Here is a 19,083-nt window from a genome sequence, read left to right as displayed (position 1 = left end):
CGTGTTCCTCTCGTTCAGACGGTTTCAACGGTAACGGGAATATCGATGCGTTTCATCGTGCGTTCTTCGAGCGTCGCGGGACGAATCTGGCCGCGCTCTTCGACGAAGCGCACGTTTTCATCGCTCCGTTCGCTGTTCACGAAGTGACGGAAGCGCTTGCGCGTGTCGGGGTCGGTGACGGCCTTCTTCCACTCGTCCTCGTAGCTGTCGACCACATGCTGCATCTCGGCTTCGAGCTCGGCGGCGATATCGAGCTTGTCGTTCACGACGACATCGATCAGATAATCGAGGCCGCCTTCGAGGTTGTCGCGCCATACGCTCGTGCGCTGAAGACGATCCGCCGTGCGCACATAGAACATCAGAAAGCGGTCGATGAAGCGCACGAGCGTGGCCTGATCGAGATCGGATGCGAGCAGTTCCGCATGACGCGGCTTCATGCCGCCGTTGCCGCAGACATAGAGATTCCAGCCCTTTTCCGTCGCGATGATGCCGATGTCCTTGCCTTGCGCTTCGGCGCATTCGCGCGTGCAGCCCGATACGCCGAACTTGATCTTGTGCGGCGTGCGCAGGCCTTTGTAGCGGTTCTCCAGTTCCACCGCGAGCCCGACAGAATCGCCGACACCATAGCGGCACCACGTGGAACCCACACACGACTTCACCGTGCGCAGCGCCTTGCCATATGCATGCCCCGATTCGAAACCCGCTGCAATCAGCTCTTCCCAGATGAGCGGCAATTGCTCGACGCGCGCGCCGAACATGTCGACACGCTGACCGCCGGTGATCTTCGTATAAAGGCCGTATTTCTTCGCGATCTGTCCGACCGCGATAAGACCATCGGGCGTCACTTCGCCGCCGGGCATGCGCGGCACGACCGAGTACGTGCCGTCGCGCTGAATGTTGGCGAGGTAGTAGTCGTTCGAATCCTGAAGGCTCGCGTGTTCCTTCTTCAACACGAATTCGTTCCAGCATGAAGCGAGAATGTTCGCGACGGCCGGCTTGCAGATATCGCAGCCCAGTCCCTTGCCGTGCTTCGCGAGCAACGATCCGAACGTGCGATGCCCTTCCACGCGCGCGATGTGATACAGCTCCTGACGCGAATACGGGAAGTGCTCGCAGAGATGATTGTTCACGGCCATGCCCTGACGCTGCATCTCCGACTTCATCACTTGCGTGACGAGCGGCACGCAGCCGCCGCACGTTGCGCCCGCCTTGCATGCGCTCTTCAACGCACCGATGCTCGTCGCGCCCGCGCATACCGCTGCGCAGATTTCGGCCTTGCTGACGTTGTTGCAAGAGCAGATTTGCGCGGCATCGGGCAATGCTTCGACGCCGAGCGCGGGCTTCGCCTTGCCATCGCTTTGCGGAAGAATCAGGAATTCGGGCGCTTCGGGCAGCTCGATCCTGTTCAGCATCATCTGCAATAGCGTGCCGTATTCGGCTGCATCGCCGACCATCACGGCGCCCAGCAGATACTTGCCGCAATCGGATACGACGAGCTTCTTGTAGACCTGCTTGCGCTCGTCGCTGAACTGATACGAACGGCTGCCCGGCGTCTTGCCGTGCGCATCGCCGATACTCGCCACGTCCACGCCCATCAGCTTGAGTTTCGTGCTCATGTCGGCGCCCGCGAACGCGGCCTGCTCGCCTGTCAACTGCTTCGCGACGATACGCGCCATGTCGTAGCCCGGCGCAACGAGGCCGAACAATTGCCCTTTCCACAACGCGCATTCGCCGATGGCATAGATGTCGGCATCGCTGGTGCGGCAGGCATCGTCGATGACGATACCGCCGCGCGGACCGATCTCGATACCCGCTTCACGCGCGATATCGTCGCGCGGACGAATGCCCGCCGAGAACACGATCATGTCTGTGTCGAGATGCGCGCCGTCCGCGAAATTCATGCGATTCACCGCGCCCTCGCCATCGACGATAGCGAGCGTATTGCGATTCACATGCACCGTCACGCCGAGTTCTTCGATCTTGCTGCGCAATACGCGCCCGCCACCTTCATCGACTTGCACGGCCATGAGACGCGGCGCGAATTCGACGACATGCGTGACAAGGCCCATGTCGCGCAGCGCCTTCGCGGCTTCGAGGCCGAGCAATCCGCCGCCGACCACCGTGCCCGTCTTCGCGCGTGCGCCGAAGGCTTGCATCGCTTCGAGATCTTCTATCGTGCGATACACGAAGCAGCCTTCGCGGTCCCGTCCTTCGACGGGCGGCACGAACGGATACGAACCCGTTGCGATCACGAGCTTGTCATAGGCGAGCGTTTCGCCCGTCGATACCGTGACCGTGCGCGCCACGCGATCGATCGACGTGGCCTTCGCGTTGAGCTTCAACGCATAACCCGAACGCTCGAAGAAGCCTTCTTCGACGAGCGAAAGATCGTCCGCGGACTTGCCCGCAAAGAACTCCGACAGATGCACGCGATCGTACGCGGCGCGCGGTTCTTCGCAAACGACCGTGACTTGCAGCGCATCGTTGCCGCTTTCGGCGAGACATTCGAGGAACTTGTGGCCGACCATGCCGTGGCCGATGACGACGATTTTCATGACTGGACCTTTCCTCAGTTGGCGACGCCGTTGTTGACTGCAAGCGCGCTTTCGCGCAGCGCGGCTTCGCGCGCCTTGTGTTCCGGCGAGAAGCGCACGGCGAGCGCGCAAAGCGCGGAACCGGCGACCATCACGCCGAGCAGCGAGAGCGTCTGCTGCACGTCGCCGACGCCTTTCATCAGGAAGCCCGCGGCGACCGCGCCCACGTTGCCGCCCGCGCCGATCACGCCCGCCACGCCACCGAGCGCCTTGCGATCGATGAACGGCACGAGCGCATACGTCGCGCCGCATGCCATGTGCGTGAAGAGACCGAAGGCGAGCATCGCGATGACGGCAAGCGCCGCGCTGCCCGCATGCGCGAATGCATAGAGCCCGATGCCTTCGCCCGCGATCAACGCGAAGAGCAACGTCGCGCGAATGTCGAGACCGCGTTTGGCAGCGGCTTTATCGGAGAGCCAGCCGCCGAGCGCACGGGCGAACAGTGCGAGGAGGCCGAAGCTGCCCGCTGCCATGCCAGCTTCGCCGAGCGTGAGCTTGAAGTGATCGACGTAGTACACGGCCGCGATGTTATGAATGAACACTTCGACGCCGAAGCACGCGCCATAGGTCACGAAGAGCATCCACACGCGATAGTTCGCGCACGCGGTCACGAAGCTGTCCCAGCCGCCTTTCTTGCCGCCGTCGATGGCAATGCCCGCGCGCCGCAACTGCGAGAAGTCGCCTTGCGGGCAGTCCTGCGTATAACGCCAGTAGAAGAAGGCCATGACCGGCATGACGATGCCCGGCACGATCAGCGCGATACGCCATGCCGATGCTTCGCCCGCGCCCAATGCGATCGCTGCCGCAACGAGCAAGGGCACGATGGCTTGCGCCGCGCCCGCGCCTGCGTTGCCCCATCCGGCGGTCGTCGCATTCGCGGTGCCGACGACGTTCGGCGCGAACATCACCGAGGTGTGGTACTGCGTGATGACGAAGCTCGCGCCGATCGCGCCGATCGCGAGACGGCACCACAGGAAGCTCTCGTAGCCGGTGGAAAGCGCCGCGCCGATCACCGGCACCGCGCCCGCGAGGAGGAGCGCGCTATAGACCTTGCGCGGACCGAAGCGGTCGCACATCGGACCGATGACGAGTCGCACGAGAATAGTCACGGCCACAGCCGCGATGTTGATGTTGGCGATCTGATCCGCGTTGAGGCCGTATTCGCGCTTGATGAGCGGCATCAGCGGCGCGCACGCGAACCACGCGAAGAAGCACACGAAAAACGCCATCCATGTGAGATGGAAGGCGCGCATCGGCGCACTGCGCATGCTGAAGAGATCGATCCGGGTGGCTTTGTCCATTCTCTTTCCGCAAAAAGAAAGGCGTCCCACGCATCCAGCCGATTAAGCCAGATGCGGGGGACGCCGTTGTCCGATGCCCGTCTGACTCGTTCGAGCCGGGGCGCTGTGTTCAGGACGGATCGCCGTTGATCCGATGGCACGACTAAAGGCAAGGGCTATGCCATGCGAATGTCATCGGCCGTTAAGCCTTGTGGAGCAAGGCTTTGCGAGATGCGTGCACTGCTTGCGGGCATCGCGTGAACGCTGCGTCGTGATGCGGGCCGGCACAAGCATGGTGCGACGCAGCACTGATCACGTGCGGGCGTCTTTCATCGTGCCGAAATGTACGATCTGGTTAGCCCGCCCCATCATTCACTCGATGAAGGCACGCACGGGCCGTGCAAGTGCCGCCGCGCACTTCGCTAGTGCTTCGTTAAGCGAGCAACGTATGGCGAAGCCTTATCGCGTTGAAATGGCCCGCTTATTGCATCGAACAACACGTCACCGGCAACGGCGTCGGCGGCAATGGATCAGGCGTGCATCGCGCGCGCTCACATCGAAACACGGACAATGGCGTCCCTCGTGCCCGACACGAGCGGACGCTTTTTGCGTTTGCCGCGTCGGCCCGCAAATAGCCCTGATACAGCATCAAAGGACACGACGATGACCTCCGGAAAAGTCACCCTTCTCAGCGCAGGCCCCGGCGATCTCGACCTGCTCACGATTCGCGCCGCGAAGACACTCGCCGCCGCCGACATCCTGCTCGTCGACGATCTCGCCAACGCGGACATCGTGACGCTCGCCCCGAAAGCGCGCGTGATTCGCGTCGGCAAGCGAGGCGGCTGCAAGTCGACGCCGCAAGCGTTCATCGAGCGCCTCATGCAGCGTTACGCGCGAAAGGGCCTGCACGTCGTGCGCGTCAAGGGCGGCGATGCGCTGCTCTTCGGCCGCGCGGGCGAAGAGATCGCGGCGTTGCGCGGCGCGGGCATCGAAGTGGATATCGTGAACGGCGTGTCGTCGGGATTCGCGGCGGCGGCGGGGCTCGGGATCTCGCTCACGCATCGCGATCATTGCCAGGGCGTGACCTTCGTCACCGCGCACATGCGCGACCACAGCGAGCCGGACTGGCGCGCGCTCGCGGCCACCGGCATGACGCTTGCCATCTACATGGGCATGAGCCGCATCGGGGGCATCGCGCAGTCGCTGCTCGACGTGCTGCCGGCCACGACGCCGGCCGCCGTCGTGCAGCACGCGGGATCGCATGAAGAGAAGCGGCTCGTGACGACGCTCGCCCGTCTCGCCGACGATGCAGCCGCCGCCGGTCTCGGCAGTCCCGCCGTGATTCTCGTGGGCGCGGCGATCGGCGAAGCGGCCGCGTTTGCGGCGCACGGCGGCCGAAGTTTCGCGCACGCCGCATGAGTCATGTGATTCGTCCTATGCCATTCGGCCAGGTTTCCAAGCCCGGTGCGTCGCGCTAAAGTCCAACGAACGATACACCGCTACCTGCCCGACCATGCTTCGCGTTCTTCTCGTCACCGACACCGACAAGCCTATCGGCGATCTGCGCGACAAACTCGCGCCGCTCGGCTACGAGATGCTCGCGGAAGTCGCCGCGCCCGCGCAATTGCATGCGGCCATCGAAAGCCAGAAGCCGGACGTCGTCATCATCGACACGGAATCGCCTTCGCGGGACACGCTCGAACAGCTCGCGGTCATGAACAAGGCCGCGCCGCGTCCGGTGCTCATGTTCAGCAATGACGCGGACCAGCAGTTCATCCGCGCGGCGGTCGGCGCGGGCGTGACCGCGTATTCCGTCGAAGGACTCGCGCCCGAGCGGCTCGCGCCGATCATCGAGGTCGCGCTCGCGCGTTTCGCGCATGAGGCGCAGTTGCGTCAGCGGCTCGAGCAAGTGGAGAACGAACTCGCGGAACGCAAGGTCATCGACCGTGCCAAGCGCCTCTTGATGGACCGGCGCGGCATGTCCGAGAACGATGCGTACGCCACGCTGCGCAAGCGGGCGATGGATCAGGGCGTGAAGGTCGCCGAAATCGCGCGCCAGCTTCTTTCGCTTGCAGACCTGCTGCGTTAATCACCGAATCACCAAGATCCAGCCATGAATTCGCCCGATATCCCTTCTTCCGCGACGCTCACGCCCGAGCGGCCGCATGTGCGGCTGGGCTTCGTCGCCCTGAGCGACGCCGCGCCGCTCGCCGCCGCCGCACTGCGCGACATGGGACGGCGTCATGGCATCAGCATCGAACTGTGCAGGCAGCCTTCGTGGGCCGCGGTGCGCGACAAGCTGCTTTCCGGCGAGCTCGACGCCGCGCACGCGCTGTACGGGCTCGTATATGGCGTGCAACTCGGCATCGGCGGACCGCAGGCGGACATGGCCGTGCTGATGGTGCTCAATCGCAACGGCCAGGCCATCACGCTGTCGAATCCGCTCGCGGATGCCATCGGGCGAGGCGCGAGCGTGAAGGACGCGCTGGCATCGCTCGGGCGCACGCCGGTCATCGCGCAGACGTTTCCCACCGGCACGCATGCGATGTGGCTTTACTACTGGCTCGCGGCGCAAGGCGTGCATCCGTTGTCCGATGTGCGCAGCCTCGTGATTCCGCCGCCGCGCATGGCCGATGCGCTCGTCGAAGGCACGCTCGACGGCTTCTGCGCCGGCGAGCCGTGGCACGCGGTCGCCGAGGCGTGCGGCGCGGGCCGCACGGTCGTTTATACGAGCGAAATCTGGCCGGATCACCCGGAGAAGGTGCTTGCGTGCCGGCGGGACTTCGTCGCGCTTTATCCGAACACGGCGCGCGCGCTCATTCGCACGATGCTCGAAGCGTGCGAATGGCTCGATTCGCGAGAGCATCGCGTGGAGATTGCCGGCGCGCTCGCTTCGCCCGATCTGCTCGGCGTGCGGCGGCAGCTGATCGAAGCACGGCTCGGGTCCGTGACCGGCGTCGCACCGCTGCGATTTTTCGAGGGTGGCGCGGTGAACTATCCGCGCGCATCGGACGGATTGTGGTTCATCACGCAGTACCGGCGCTGGGGGATGCTCGATGCCGCGCTCGACGACGCAGCCATCGCGCAGGCGGTGAATCAGACGGCGCTGTACGCGCAAGCAGCACGGGCGGCGGGAATCGCGATTCCCGACGAAACGCAAACCGCGACGCTCTGCGACGGCCGCGTGTGGGACGGACGCGATGCGAAGGCTTATCTCGCGGGGTTCGCCATGCATGCATAGCGCGTGTGTGGCGCGTCGATACCGCGCCGGACCGCCTACCATTACCGTTGCAACCCAACGCTCTTGCAACGGAGGTGCGCCATGCAACTGCTCGCCATCGGCATCGAGAAGCCGGAAAACACGAACTTCATTCTCGGCCAGTCGCATTTCATCAAGACGGTCGAGGACCTGCACGAGACGCTCGTCGGCGCGGTGCCGGGCATCCGCTTCGGGCTCGCGTTCTGCGAGGCGTCGGGCAAGCGGCTCGTGCGCGCATCGGGAACGGACGACGGTCTCGTCGATCTGGCTACGCGCAATGCGCAGAACATCGGCGCGGGGCACAGCTTCATTGTCGTGCTCGGGGACGGCTTTTTTCCGGTCAACGTGCTCAATGCGGTCAAGGCCGTGCCGGAAGTCTGCCGCGTCTTCTGCGCGACGGCGAATCCGACGCAGGTGCTCGTCGCGGAGACGGACCAGGGGCGGGGAATCATCGGCGTGGTGGATGGATTGCCGCCGCTCGGCGTCGAGAGCCGCGAGGACGTGCAGTGGCGCAAGGACTTGCTGCGGCAGATCGGGTATAAGGCTTGAGGCGATTTTTCGGCTCGCGGAGTCTTGTTCGGCGCGTGCAAAGCAGGCTCGGGCCCGACGTTTGCCGCACCTGCCGCTTACCAGCGCGGTTTCACGCCGAAGCCGTGCGCCTGAATCCGCCGCGCGCGCCTTGACTTGACCGCGCAAATCGCGAGAATGAGGCCCGCCCGGAACCGGGCAACCGGGCAGCCGGGAACCCGCGCGCGCGTGGAGCGCCCGTAACGGCGGGCCGCGCCCGGGTTTTCCCTCGCGATGCGCGACATCAGGGACAATATCGGGATGCGGCGCCACGGCGCCGGCGCTTTTTCCGCCTGCGGGCGACGCAGCGCCGGCGAGCTGGAGCGCACCAGCAGCAGCATTTACGGCGATCGGCGGTATCCGCAGCCGATGCGCCACCGAACACGGCCGCCCGCGCCGCCACGGATAGGGTCGTCCTTTGGCGCGGTTCACAAGAACACCAGGAGCATCACACATGACCGACATGAATCCGTCCTTCTTTGGCCGGCTGTCCATCGCCTTCGGCGCCTTCTTCGGCATCTTGGGCAATAGCGCCTTCGCGGGCCGCGTCCAGCGCCTGCGCGAAGCGCCCCATGCGCCCGAAGCGCCGGAAGCGCCCGTGCCGGCAGCGGCCCCCGTTGCGACACCCGCCACGCCCGCGCCGTCCCCGCTTAAGGAAGCAAGCCCCGTCGCGGCGCTCCAGTTGCTGGGTCTTCTGCAACGCGATGCGCGCTTCATCGATTTCGTCGAAGAGGACATCGCCAATTACAGCGACGCCGACATCGGCGCGGCTGCGCGTCTCGTCCACGACGGCTGCCGCGCCGTGCTGCGCGAACACTTCACCATCAAGCCGGTGCGCAGCGAAGCCGAAGGCAGCCGCATCACCCTGCCCGACGGCTTCGACGCGAGCGCCGTGCGTCTCACGGGCAATGTCGTCGGCAAGCCGCCGTTCAACGGCAGCATCAGTCATCGCGGATGGAAGGTCGAGGAAACGCGCCTGCCGAAGCTCGCGAAGACGCACGACGCGAGCATCGTCGCGCCCGCCGAGGTGGAGCTATGAGCGATTTCAACGAACAACATCAGGCGCGCTATTCGATCGGCGTCGATCTCGGCACGACGCATTGCGCGCTGTCGTACGTCGACATGTCCGCGAGCGACGGCGAAAAGACCGCGCAGGGCGTGCTGTCCATCGCCCAACTGACCGCGCCCGGCGCGGCCGAAGAGCGCGAATTGCTGCCCTCGTTTCTGTATTTGCCGCATCCGAACGAACTCGCGCCCGGCGATCTCACACTGCCGTGGACGCAGGAACGGCCGTTCATCGTCGGCGAACTGGCGCGCAGCCGGGGCGCGGGCACGCCCATCCGCCTCGTATCCAGTGCCAAAAGCTGGCTGTGTCACCCGGGCGTGGATCGGCGCGCGGCCATTCTTCCCGCCGATGCGCCGGAGGAAGTCGAGCGCGTATCGCCGCTGGAAAGCTCCGTGCGTTATCTGACGCATCTGCGCGAGGCGTGGAACCACGCGCATCCGGATGCGCCGTTCGATCAGCAGGACGTCACGGTGACCATTCCCGCGTCGTTCGATCCCGCCGCCCGCGAACTGACCGCCGAAGCCGCCGCTGCCGCGGGCTACACGCGCATGACGCTGCTCGAAGAGCCGCAGGCCGCGCTGTATAGCTGGATCCAGAAGTCCACGGGCGGCTGGCGCAAGCAGGTCAAGGTGGGCGATGTGATCCTCGTCGTCGATGTCGGCGGCGGCACCACCGACCTGTCGCTGATCGCCGTCGTGGAGCGCGAAGGCAATCTGGAACTGCATCGCGTGGCGGTCGGCGAGCACATCCTGCTCGGCGGCGACAACATGGACCTCGCGCTCGCGCATGTCGTCGCCCGCAAGCTCGCGGCGCAAGGCACGCAGCCCGATCCGTGGCAACTGCGCGCGCTCACCTACGCGTGCCGCTCGGCCAAGGAAACGCTGCTGTCCGACCCGAACGCCGACGCCGTGCCGCTCGTCGTGCCGAGCCGCGGCTCGAAGCTGATCGGCGGATCGCTGCGCACCGAACTCACGCGCGCCGAACTCACGCAGATTCTGCTCGAAGGCTTCTTCCCTCAGGTCGATGCCTCCGCGCGTCCCGTCAGCCGCGCACGCGTCGGCCTGACGCAACTCGGCCTGCCCTACGCGCAGGACGCCGCCGTCACGCGTCATCTGGCTGCGTTCCTCGGCCGTCAGGTCAACGCGCTCGCCGAAGTGGAAGGCTTGCAGCACGAGACGCCGCCCGGCGCGACGCTCCTGCATCCGACCGCCGTGCTGTTCAACGGCGGCGTGTTCAAGTCGCCATTGCTCGTCGACCGCGTGATGACGACGCTCAACGCGTGGCTCTCCGCCGAGAACGCGCCCGCCGCGCGCCTGCTCGAAGGCGCGGACCTCGATCTCGCGGTCGCGCGCGGGGCCGCTTATTACGGCTACGTGCGTCGCGGCAAGGGCGTGCGCATTCGCGGCGGCACGGCCCGGGCGTATTACGTGGCGGTCGAATCGGCGATGCCGGCCGTTCCCGGCCTCGAACCGCCCGTGCAGGCGCTGTGCGTCGCGCCGTTCGGCATGGAGGAAGGCACCGAGGCCGCGTTGCCCGCGCAGGAATTCGGCCTCGTCGTCGGCGAGCCGGTGCGCTTCCGCTTCTTCGGGTCGTCGGTGCGCCGGCTGGATCAGGTCGGCACGCTGCTCGAATACTGGCAGCCCGACGAATTGCAGGAACTCGAGGAAATCCAAGCGTCGCTGCCCACCGAAGGCCGCACGCCCGGCGAAGTCGTGCCGGTCAAGCTGCACGCGCGCGTGACGGAAGCCGGCACGCTCGAACTCGAAGCGCTGCCGCGCAATTCGCCCGAGCGGTGGAAAGTCGAGTTCGACGTGCGCGGCGGCGTGAGCGCGGATCAGGGCATGGGCGGCTAAGTGTCCACCCGCAAGAAAAAGCCGGTGGCCGGCGCGAAGTACCGCGTCGGCATCGATCTGGGGACGAGCAATACCGTCGTCGCCTACGCGCCATCCGGTTCCGACGAGATTCGCGTCTTCGAGATCGATCAACTCGTCGGTGCGGGCGAAGTCGCCGCGCTGCCGCTTCTGCCTTCGCTGCGCTATCACTTCGCGCCCGGCGAACTCAAGAGCGCGGACCTGCAACTGCCGTGGGGCGAAATGGAAGCGCCCGCCGTGCTCGGCAGCTTCGCGCGCAAGCTCGGCGCGCAGGTGCCCGGCCGTCTGGTGTCGAGCGCGAAGAGCTGGCTGTCGCACGCAACGGTCGATCGCCTCGCGCCTATTCTGCCGTGGGGCGCGACCGACGACGTCGAGAAGATCTCGCCGGTCATCGCGAGTGCGAGCTATCTGGCGCACGTACACGCCGCGTGGAACGAGCGCTTTCCGGATGCGCCGCTCGACGCGCAGGACGTCGTGCTGACCGTTCCCGCTTCGTTCGACGAAGGCGCGCGCGCGCTCACGCTCGAAGCCGCGCGCATGGCGGGTCTGGAAACGCTGCGCTTGCTCGAAGAGCCGCAGGCCGCGTTCTATGACTGGCTGTTTCATCATCGCGCGACGCTTGCAGCGGAGTTGAAGGACACGCGTCTCGTTCTGATCGTCGATGTCGGCGGCGGCACGACCGACCTCACGCTGATTCAGGTCGAAGACGCGGATAACGGCGACGGCGAGCCGAAGCTGACGCGCATCGGCGTGGGCAACCATCTGATGCTGGGCGGCGACAACATGGACCTCGCGCTGGCGCATCTGGTTGAGCGGCGTCTCGCGCCCGAGGGCGAACGGCTGTCCGCCGCGCGTCTGTCGCAACTGGTCGAGCGCTGCCGCGCGGCCAAGGAACAGTTGCTCGACGCGAACGCGCCCGCATCGACGTCCATCACGCTGCTCGGCGCGGGATCGAAGCTGATCGGCGGGGCGCGCTCGACGGAGCTGACGCGCGACGAACTCGAGCGGATCATCGTCGAGGGCTTTTTCCCGCTCGTGTCGGGTGGCGAGCGGCCGGCGCGCACGCGTGGCGGCATCGTCGAATTCGGGCTGCCGTATGCGAGCGATCCGGCCATCACGCGGCATGTCGCGGCGTTCCTCGGGCGGCATGCCGGGCGCGCAGCGGATGCGGAAGCCGCTGCCGATTCGAACGTCGCGGCGTCACCCGCGCTGCCCGACACCCTGCTGCTGAACGGCGGTGTCTTTCGCGCCGCCCCGCTCGCGCGCCGCATCGCCGAGACACTCGGCCACTGGCGCGGCCAGCCGGTCCACGTGCTCGCCAACGACGCCCCCGACGTGGCCGTCGCGCGCGGCGCGGTTGCGTATGCGCTGGCGCGCGCGGGTCATGCGCCGAAGATCGGCGGCGGATCGGCGCGCAGCTATTTTCTGCTGCTCGACGAAGACGGCGACGCCACGCGCGGCGTCTGCGTGCTGCCGCGCGGGACCGAGGAAGGCCACGCCATCCACCTCGCGGATCGCACCTTCGCGCTGCGGCTCGGCTCGCCGGTGCGCTTCCACCTCGTGTCGTCGGTTGCGGACACGGCGTACCGGGCCGGCGAGATCGCGGACGTGAGCGCATCGGCGGGCGACTTCGTGCGGCTGCCGCCTATCGCCACCGTCGTCGATCCGCGCGGCAACATCCACGGCAACGCGGCGAGACCCAGCGAAATCGCCGTGCAACTGACGACTTCGCTCACGGAAGTCGGCACGCTGGAAATGCACTGCATCGCCATCGACGATCCCGCGAAACGCTGGCTCCTCGAATTTCAGTTGCGCCGCGAAGAACCGAAGGCCGATGTCGGCGTCGGGCAAACGCATCCGGCGCTGCCGAAGGCCATCGAACTGATCGACCGCGTCTTCGGCACGCGCTCGCAGGACGTCGGCCCGAAGGATGTCAAACGGCTGCGCGCGCAGCTCGAACAGGCGCTCGGCCCGCGCGACACCTGGGACATTGCGCTTCTGCGCGAGCTTTTCGGCGCGCTGTGGGATCGCGCGAAGAAACGCCGCCGCACCGCCGATCACGAAAGGCTGTGGCTCAATCTCGCGGGCTACTGCATGCGGCCGGGCTTCGGGCATCCGCTCGACGAATGGCGCGTCGAGCAGTTGTGGACGCTGTTCGATCAGGGCATCCAGTATGTCAACGAAAGCCAGATCTGGTCGGAGTGGTGGACGCTGTGGCGTCGCGCGGCGGGCGGTCTCGACGAAGCGGCGCAACTGCGTCTGCTCGACGACATGGCCTTCGTGCTTCAGCCGCCTGGCACCAGCCGATACCGCCGCGCCGCCGGCGCCGCGCGCGCGGGCTACGAGGACATGGTGCGGCTCGCGGCATCGCTCGAACGCGTGCCGGTGGAGCGCAAGGTCGAGGCCGGCGAATGGCTGCTCACGCGGCTCAGGAAGCCGTCGGAGAATCTGCAAAGCTGGTGGGCGGTCGGACGCATCGGCGCGCGGCAGCCGTTTTATGGCAGCGCGCACGGCGTCGTGCCGCCGGACATCGCGAGCGACTGGCTCAGGACGATCCTCGCGCTCGACTGGAAGAAGGTCGAACCGGCGGCGTTCGCAGCCGTGCAGATCGCGCGCATGACGGGCGACCGCTCGCGCGACGTGCCCGATGACGTGCGCGCCGCCGTCATCGAACGGCTGGAGACGATGGGCGCCGCGCAGTCATGGATCGCGATGGTCCGCGAAACAGTCGCGCTCGATCGCGCCGACGAAGGCCGCGTGTTCGGCGAGACGCTTCCGGCAGGATTGAAGCTGATCGGCTGATCCGGCGAATCGCAACGTCCGACGCGCGCGAATCGAAATGCTTCGCTCTCACAAGCTTTTTGGCGCGCGCGAAAGCGATCGCTTGAATAGCGGCTACCCGCATCCTATGGTTATCAGTGTGTCGCTTCGACACTCACTGAAGGAGGTCCATCATGCCGTCGTCACGCAAGGCTCAGGCGAGCCATCCCGCGGAAACCGAAATGTCGAGCCGCAAGAAAACGGCCGGCAGCAAAGCGTCCACCACCAAAAGCACCGGCGCCAAGGAAACCAGCGTCAGCAAGCGCACGACCAAGGCCAAACCGAAATCGTGAGCAGGCGCTGAGCAGCACGCTGCCCTTCCTGGAGTGTGGGGCATCGATCGTGGCTGTCCTTCGAAACGGCGAGCAGATGTCATGCGCTCGCCGTTCGGCATTCTTGTCCTTCGCTCGTCGCGCGTTCCTTCGCGGAAAGCGCAGAAACGCACTCATTTACGCGCTCTTTCGGCTGCGAGCAAGGTCGCCGTAAAAAAGACATTCCGATCCGACCGACGTAGCCTAAAGTAGTTAATTCTTCCGCTCTCGCCGCCCGACCGAGATCCGACGATGGCCGTCCCGCAACGCGCCGCCACCGTGCGCACCCGAGGCATGCTCGCCGCCGCCGCGCGTGAAGCCGGCGCGAGCCTCGTGCGCAATCTGTCGATTCCCGCGCCTTTCGCCGATCGCGCGCTCGAAGCGCAATTTCTCGAAGACCACAGCCAGCGTTTCTGCGCGTTCCGGCGCGCATCGGCGCTGCTCGCGCTCGTCATTTGGACGTGCTTCCTCTGGTGGGATTTCAGCTTCGTGCGCGGCAACAAGGCGCTCAACGTGCGCCTCGCCGATATCCTCGCGCTGCGTTTCGCGGGCGTGGCGCTCCTGATCTGCGTCGGCTTTCTGGTGCTGCGGCCGTCGTTCCGGTCGCACGCGACGGCGCATCGCGTCATCCTCACCGGCATCTACGGCCTGTTGTGCCTCATCCTGACGATGGTCGCCATCACGCCCGCGCCGTACAACTACACGCAGTACTTCATCGGCCTGTATCTCGCGCTGTTCTTCCAGTTCAGCTTCTTTTACCTGCGCTCGCGCCTCGCGCTGATGGTCGGTGCGATCACGATGGCGTCCGTCGTCTTCCTGCAAATCACCGTGCGTCTGCTCAACCCGGAAGATTTCTTCGCGGGCCTCTTCTATATGTTCAACGTGGTCGTCGTCGGGCACGGCGTGTGTGCGCACGCCGAGCGCGTCTCGCGCGAGCGCTATTCCGCCGAACGCGCGCTGGCGTCGCTCAACGACGAACTGCGTTCCGCCAACGTCTCGCTCGAACGCAAGAACCACGAACTGGAAGTGTCGAAGAAGGATCAGGAAACGAAGACGCACGCGCTGCTCGCCCTGCGCGAACAGCAGATGCTCGCCGCGCAGACCGCGAGCCGCGAGAAGTCCAACTTTCTCGCCGCCGCCACGCACGACCTTCGCCAGCCGATGCACGCGCTCAACCTTTTCCTGCAGGCCGCCGCCGAAGCCATCCGCAACGGGGAGTTCGCTCAGGCGGAGAAGCTGATCGACGAATGCGGGCGCTCGTCGGTGATTCTCGCGCGCCTTCTGAACGCGGTGCTCGATCTGTCGCGGCTGGAATCGGGGCGCGTCGTGCCGCGCTATCACGTGTTCGACGTGCGGCAGATCGTCGAGGAGGCTGCGGAACAGATGCGCCCGTTCGCGGCGAGCCGCGGCGTCGATCTGCGTCTGCGGCTGCCGAAAAACGATGTCGTCTGTGTGCGCAGCGACTCGCACTGGCTGTGCCGCGCGATCGCGAATCTGGTGTCGAACGGCATCAAGTACGCGGACACGGGCAACAAGGCGAAGCCGACGGTGATCGTCGGCGTGGTGCGGTCGCCGACGCGCGCGCGCATCGACGTGCTGGACAACGGCATCGGCATTCCCGCCGATTATTTCGACGCCATTTTTCAGCCGTTCTTTCAGGTCGATAACCCGGAACTGGATCGCGACAAAGGGCTGGGGCTTGGCCTTTCGATCGTCAACGCGGTAGTGTCGATGCTGGACGAGCACCGCATCGAACTGAAATCCGCCGAGGGGCGCGGCTCGCGTTTTTCGCTGGAGATGCCGCAATGCGGGCCGTCGCCGGAAAAGCCCGCCGCGCGCGCGCCCGCGCGTTCCGAGGCGGCCGAAGCGGCGCAGCTGAACGGGCGCTACGTGCTGCTCGTGGAGGACGACGGCCTCGTGCGCGCATCCACCGAAGCGCTGCTCGCGCAATGGGGCGTGCTCTACGACTCCGCCGCGACGTTCGAGGAATTCGAGGACATTCTCGCGACGATCGAGCGCTTTCCCGATCTCATCATCACCGATTACCGGCTGCGCGATTTCAAGACCGCGCGCGAAGTCGCGATGCTCGCGGCGGTCAGGCTCGGGCGCGCGTGCCCTTGCCTCGTCGTGACCGGCGAACCGTCGGCGACCATCGTGCCGCTCGCGTGCGAACACGATGTCCTCTCGAAGCCCGTGAGTCCGGCCGCTTTGCGGCGCGAGATGGCGTCGCTGATTGCTGGCGCTTAGCGTTCGGTCGCGTTCAGCTCGCGTTCAGCCGCGCGCCGAACCACGCTCGCAGCGCTTCGACCTCTTCCATGCAGACCGTGTGCGCCATCGGGTACGCGTGCCATTCCACGTCGCAGCCCTGCTCCCGCGCGAACTCGCACGCGTCTTCGCCGAGCTGGACGTCGAGCACGTCGTCGAACGCGCCGTGCGCGGCGAAGACGGGCGCGTGGCGGTTCGCCTCGCTGAGCGATGCATCGATCAATCCTTTCGACGGAATGTAGCCCGACAGCACGATCAGCCCGGCGAGCCGCTCGGGATGCGTCAGCCCGGCCTGATACGTCATCGCGCCGCCCTGGGAAAAGCCCGCGAGAAAGATGCGCTCGGTGGCGATGCCGCGCGCATTCTGCTCGGCGATCAGCGCGCGCACGCGTTTCACCGACGCCTCGATGCCCGCTTCGTCCACGCGCCGGACGATGCCTTCGAACGAGAGGATGTCGTACCACGCGCGCATCACGTAGCCGTTGTTCGCCGTCACCGCCATCTCCGACGCGCTGGGGAACACGAAACGCACGGCGGGCGCATCGGCCAAGCGCAGCTCGGGCACGAGCGGGACGAAGTCGTTGGCGTCCGCGCCGAGGCCGTGCATGAGGATCACGGCGAATTCGGGATTCGGCGCGGTTTCTACTTCGATGGTCGAGGGTGAATCGGTCATGCGGACTCCGTATGCCTCAGATGATGGGAACGAGCATCTGAACGATGCCCACGATCGAGATCAGCCACACCAGCGACCGCACGAACGGCACGCCCGCCGCGTATAGCGGCACGTAAATCAGGCGCGCGACGAAGTACGTCAGCGCGCCGTAATGCGTGAGCGCGTTTTCACGCCCGGTCACGTGAACGATCAGCACGGCGATCGCGAACACGGGCAGCGTTTCGAAGAGATTGGCCTGCGCGCGCATCAGGCGGCCCGCGAGCTTGCCGGGCGGCGGCGCGGGACCGTCGCGCGGGCCGGCGTTGTACTGGATGCCCGTCTCGCGGTTGCGCACGAGCGCGGGCAGGAACACCTGCACGAGGGCCAGGACGAGCGTCCAGGCGAGCATCGTCAGTTCGAAGGTCATCGTGGCTCCGGGGCGGGTTGGCGTCGGATTTCGCCGGGTCGGGCGACGATTATTCTGTCACGTTGGATCGCGCATTGTCAGGCGTTGCGGTCGGCGTTCGCGACCGCCTCATCCGGCCGGCGCCACCGCCGCCGATTGCGCCGCGCCGTCCAGCGCCAGTTCATGCCGCGCGCGCTGTTCGAAACGATCGTCGGCGTCCGCGTAATCCCATCGCTCGACCACGACGCGCCGCGCGCCGGCATCGCTCGCATCGCAGGAATAACGGATCAGATTCACCGAATTGCCGATGCTTCCCCGCACGCGCGACGACAGCGCCGTGCCCGCCTGCACCGCCCACACGCGTCGCGGAAGATTGGCGAACGTATCGTGCAGCGGCAGCACGTAAGGCAGATGAATGTGCCCGCCGACGATCAAATCCGCGCCCGCCCGCGCCCAACGCGGCACCGCGCGCTCGCGTCCATGCAGCAGATTGCGTTCGTCGTGCGCGCGCGTGACGGCCACCGGCTGATGCGTCACGACAATGCGCAATTGGCGCGCGCACGCCGCCTCCAGCCGCGACGCGACGCGCCTGACCTGCTGCATCGACACTTCGCCGTCCTTGTGCCGATACGGCCGCGTCGTGTTGACGCCGAGCACGAGCACATCGCGCGATTCGAACGACGGCGCAAGCTCCGCGCCGAACGCGCGCTGATGATTCGCGTACGGCGCGAAGAGCCGCGCGAAGACGTTGAAGAGCGGGATATCGTGATTGCCGGGCACGACGAGCGTGGGCGTCGCGCCGAGCGTGTCGAAGAACGCGCGCGCCGCCGCGAACTGCCGCCTGCGCGCGCGCTGCGTGATATCGCCCGAAACGATGACGAGATCGGGCGGCATGGCATCGATGAGCCGCAAGAGCGCCGCCGCGACCTGAGGCCGCTCGGTGCCGAAATGCGGATCGGAAATCTGCAGCAGCAAGGTCATGAGCGATTGGCTTCGGCCACGGCGGGCTCGGGCTTGAGCAACAAAAGCGGCCGCTCGGACACGCGAAATTCGAGCGCCATGTCGAGCCACGCGATTTCGCCATCGGTCGCGATCTTCACGCGGCGGCGTTTCGCCTTCGACGCATGAGGGCGCGTCACCGTGATGCGGTCGAACGTGAAGCTCATCACGTGATCGGAATCGCTCAGCCGCCCCGCCGCGCCGTGCAGCGAAAGAATCAGGTGCGCGAGCCGCCCGACGGGCCGCGGCGCTATCGCGACGAGCAAGCCATGTTCCACCGCCCGCGCTTCCGGCATGCCGATCTGCTCCAGTTGCAGCCGGTTGTTGCCGACGAAGAGCGTCGACGAGCGCACTTCGCGCGTGCGTCCTTCATGCTCTATATGAAAGTGCAGATGCCGATGCCGCCGCAACAGCGTGTACACCGCCGACCACAACGCGACGAGCCGGCTGCGTCCGAATTGCTGCTTGTACGTCTCGCGGTCTTCGAGCAGCTTCGGATAGAGACCGAGGCTCGCGTTGACGATGAACATCCGGTCGTTCACGAAACCGACCTGCACCGGATACGCGCGCGCGTCGAGCAAGAGTTTCGTGGACGCGTGGAGATCGGCTGGAATGCCGTGATCGCGGCTGAAATAGTTGAATGTCCCGCGCGGCAGCACGGCGAACGGCACATCGGCCGCGAGCGCCGCCTGCGCGACCGTGCAGAGCGTGCCGTCGCCGCCCGCGCCGACGAGCACGCCGCGGTCCGCGCGCGCTTTTTCTGCGGCCTCGCGCGCGGCGGCGTCGAGTTCGCGCGGATCGTCGACCACGCACATTTCGAAGCGACGCCTCGCCGCGCCGAGTTCGTCTTCGAGCACGGCGCGTGTTTCATCGGCCTGCTTGCGGCCCGAGCCCGCGTTCATCACGACGAAAAACGGCGCTGTCGGCGCGATCGTGCTTGCGGTATGGGCGGCCTCGGTGAATTCGGCGTTGACGGCGTCGGTGGTCATCGGC

General features: G+C 66.2%; 16 protein-coding genes. 9 read left to right on the top strand and 7 right to left on the bottom strand.

The genetic code is table 11. The features are described 5' to 3' along the window. Window positions 1-14 precede the first annotated feature (14 nt). A complete protein-coding gene (gene nirB, locus AWB72_RS10525) occupies window positions 15-2,555 on the bottom strand; it encodes a nitrite reductase large subunit NirB (protein WP_040052141.1) in 2,541 nt (846 codons plus the stop codon). Between the two features lie 14 nt (window positions 2,556-2,569). Then, on the bottom strand, window positions 2,570-3,895 hold the full coding sequence (locus AWB72_RS10520) for an MFS transporter (protein WP_040052140.1): 1,326 nt from the start codon (window positions 3,893-3,895) through the stop codon (window positions 2,570-2,572). Between the two features lie 642 nt (window positions 3,896-4,537). Between AWB72_RS10520 and cobA the strand changes: the two genes are divergently transcribed. From cobA to AWB72_RS10500, 4 genes are all read left to right on the top strand, one after another. Next, window positions 4,538-5,293 carry a uroporphyrinogen-III C-methyltransferase gene (gene cobA / locus AWB72_RS10515; RefSeq protein ID WP_040052139.1) on the top strand — a complete coding sequence of 252 codons (756 nt, stop codon included), beginning with the start codon at window positions 4,538-4,540 and terminating at the stop codon, window positions 5,291-5,293. 94 nt (window positions 5,294-5,387) lie between these two features. Next, window positions 5,388-5,963, top strand: a complete 576-nt coding sequence (locus tag AWB72_RS10510; protein WP_040052138.1) for an ANTAR domain-containing response regulator — start codon at window positions 5,388-5,390, stop codon at window positions 5,961-5,963. 24 nt (window positions 5,964-5,987) lie between these two features. Next, the gene (locus AWB72_RS10505) at window positions 5,988-7,115 is read left to right on the top strand and encodes a CmpA/NrtA family ABC transporter substrate-binding protein (protein ID WP_040052137.1); all 1,128 of its coding nucleotides are present in this window, start codon (window positions 5,988-5,990) and stop codon (window positions 7,113-7,115) included. A gap of 81 nt (window positions 7,116-7,196) precedes the next feature. Further along, entirely contained in the window at window positions 7,197-7,682 is a 486-nt protein-coding gene (locus AWB72_RS10500) for an adenosine-specific kinase (protein ID WP_040052136.1), read from the top strand. A 77-nt stretch (window positions 7,683-7,759) separates the two neighbouring features. Here the strand turns inward: AWB72_RS10500 and AWB72_RS10495 are convergent, their stop codons facing one another. Further along, the gene (locus tag AWB72_RS10495; protein ID WP_040052135.1) at window positions 7,760-8,041 is read right to left on the bottom strand and encodes a hypothetical protein; all 282 of its coding nucleotides are present in this window, start codon (window positions 8,039-8,041) and stop codon (window positions 7,760-7,762) included. A gap of 113 nt (window positions 8,042-8,154) precedes the next feature. On the opposite strand from AWB72_RS10495, the gene AWB72_RS10490 reads away from it, so the two are divergent. From AWB72_RS10490 to AWB72_RS10475, 5 genes are all read left to right on the top strand, one after another. Continuing rightward, a complete protein-coding gene (locus AWB72_RS10490) occupies window positions 8,155-8,739 on the top strand; it encodes a DUF2760 domain-containing protein (RefSeq protein WP_040052134.1) in 585 nt (194 codons plus the stop codon). After that, window positions 8,736-10,619: an Hsp70 family protein gene (locus AWB72_RS10485; RefSeq protein ID WP_040052133.1), complete on the top strand. Its 1,884-nt coding sequence runs from the start codon at window positions 8,736-8,738 to the stop codon at window positions 10,617-10,619. The genes AWB72_RS10490 and AWB72_RS10485 overlap by 4 nt, the downstream gene beginning before the upstream one ends. After that, window positions 10,620-13,439, top strand: coding sequence for an Hsp70 family protein (locus AWB72_RS10480; RefSeq protein WP_052450036.1), 2,820 nt, complete (start codon window positions 10,620-10,622; stop codon window positions 13,437-13,439). It abuts the gene before it with no gap. Window positions 13,440-13,591: 152 nt separating this feature from the next. Further along, window positions 13,592-13,750, top strand: a complete 159-nt coding sequence (locus AWB72_RS28855; RefSeq protein WP_159459354.1) for a hypothetical protein — start codon at window positions 13,592-13,594, stop codon at window positions 13,748-13,750. Window positions 13,751-14,020: 270 nt separating this feature from the next. Beyond that, window positions 14,021-16,015 (top strand): ATP-binding response regulator, encoded by a 1,995-nt coding sequence (locus tag AWB72_RS10475; protein WP_040052132.1) that lies wholly within the window; start codon window positions 14,021-14,023, stop codon window positions 16,013-16,015. A gap of 13 nt (window positions 16,016-16,028) precedes the next feature. On the opposite strand, the gene AWB72_RS10470 is transcribed toward AWB72_RS10475, so the two are convergent. From AWB72_RS10470 to AWB72_RS10455, 4 genes are all read right to left on the bottom strand, one after another. Next, window positions 16,029-16,706, bottom strand: coding sequence for an alpha/beta hydrolase (locus AWB72_RS10470; protein ID WP_040052131.1), 678 nt, complete (start codon window positions 16,704-16,706; stop codon window positions 16,029-16,031). Window positions 16,707-16,722: 16 nt separating this feature from the next. Further along, window positions 16,723-17,112: an MAPEG family protein gene (locus AWB72_RS10465; protein ID WP_040052130.1), complete on the bottom strand. Its 390-nt coding sequence runs from the start codon at window positions 17,110-17,112 to the stop codon at window positions 16,723-16,725. A 108-nt stretch (window positions 17,113-17,220) separates the two neighbouring features. After that, a complete protein-coding gene (locus AWB72_RS10460) occupies window positions 17,221-18,072 on the bottom strand; it encodes a metallophosphoesterase family protein (RefSeq protein WP_040052129.1) in 852 nt (283 codons plus the stop codon). Further along, window positions 18,069-19,079: a diacylglycerol/lipid kinase family protein gene (locus tag AWB72_RS10455; RefSeq protein ID WP_052450035.1), complete on the bottom strand. Its 1,011-nt coding sequence runs from the start codon at window positions 19,077-19,079 to the stop codon at window positions 18,069-18,071. Before AWB72_RS10455 ends, AWB72_RS10460 begins: the two co-directional genes overlap by 4 nt. Window positions 19,080-19,083 lie beyond the last annotated feature (4 nt).

The organism is Caballeronia concitans (assembly GCF_001544615.1).
Taxonomy (GTDB): Bacteria; Pseudomonadota; Gammaproteobacteria; order Burkholderiales; family Burkholderiaceae; genus Caballeronia; species Caballeronia concitans.
Note: the sequence above shows the minus strand (reverse complement) of the source record. Positions and strands in the feature narration are given on the sequence as shown.

Bases quoted from the DNA above. Each gene is read 5' to 3' on its own strand.
- AWB72_RS10465 (WP_040052130.1), bottom strand. From the start codon at position 17,112: ATGACCTTCGAACTGACGATGCTCGCCTGGACGCTCGTCCTGGCCCTC.
- AWB72_RS28855 (WP_159459354.1), top strand. From the start codon at position 13,592: ATGCCGTCGTCACGCAAGGCTCAGGCGAGCCATCCCGCGGAAACCGAA.
- AWB72_RS10470 (WP_040052131.1), bottom strand. From the start codon at position 16,706: ATGACCGATTCACCCTCGACCATCGAAGTAGAAACCGCGCCGAATCCC.
- cobA (WP_040052139.1), top strand. From the start codon at position 4,538: ATGACCTCCGGAAAAGTCACCCTTCTCAGCGCAGGCCCCGGCGATCTC.
- AWB72_RS10460 (WP_040052129.1), bottom strand. From the start codon at position 18,072: ATGACCTTGCTGCTGCAGATTTCCGATCCGCATTTCGGCACCGAGCGG.
- AWB72_RS10490 (WP_040052134.1), top strand. From the start codon at position 8,155: ATGACCGACATGAATCCGTCCTTCTTTGGCCGGCTGTCCATCGCCTTC.
- AWB72_RS10520 (WP_040052140.1), bottom strand. From the start codon at position 3,895: ATGGACAAAGCCACCCGGATCGATCTCTTCAGCATGCGCAGTGCGCCG.
- AWB72_RS10455 (WP_052450035.1), bottom strand. From the start codon at position 19,079: ATGACCACCGACGCCGTCAACGCCGAATTCACCGAGGCCGCCCATACC.
- AWB72_RS10505 (WP_040052137.1), top strand. From the start codon at position 5,988: ATGAATTCGCCCGATATCCCTTCTTCCGCGACGCTCACGCCCGAGCGG.
- nirB (WP_040052141.1), bottom strand. From the start codon at position 2,555: ATGAAAATCGTCGTCATCGGCCACGGCATGGTCGGCCACAAGTTCCTC.
- AWB72_RS10510 (WP_040052138.1), top strand. From the start codon at position 5,388: ATGCTTCGCGTTCTTCTCGTCACCGACACCGACAAGCCTATCGGCGAT.
- AWB72_RS10475 (WP_040052132.1), top strand. From the start codon at position 14,021: ATGGCCGTCCCGCAACGCGCCGCCACCGTGCGCACCCGAGGCATGCTC.
- AWB72_RS10485 (WP_040052133.1), top strand. From the start codon at position 8,736: ATGAGCGATTTCAACGAACAACATCAGGCGCGCTATTCGATCGGCGTC.
- AWB72_RS10495 (WP_040052135.1), bottom strand. From the start codon at position 8,041: ATGCTGCTGCTGGTGCGCTCCAGCTCGCCGGCGCTGCGTCGCCCGCAG.
- AWB72_RS10500 (WP_040052136.1), top strand. From the start codon at position 7,197: ATGCAACTGCTCGCCATCGGCATCGAGAAGCCGGAAAACACGAACTTC.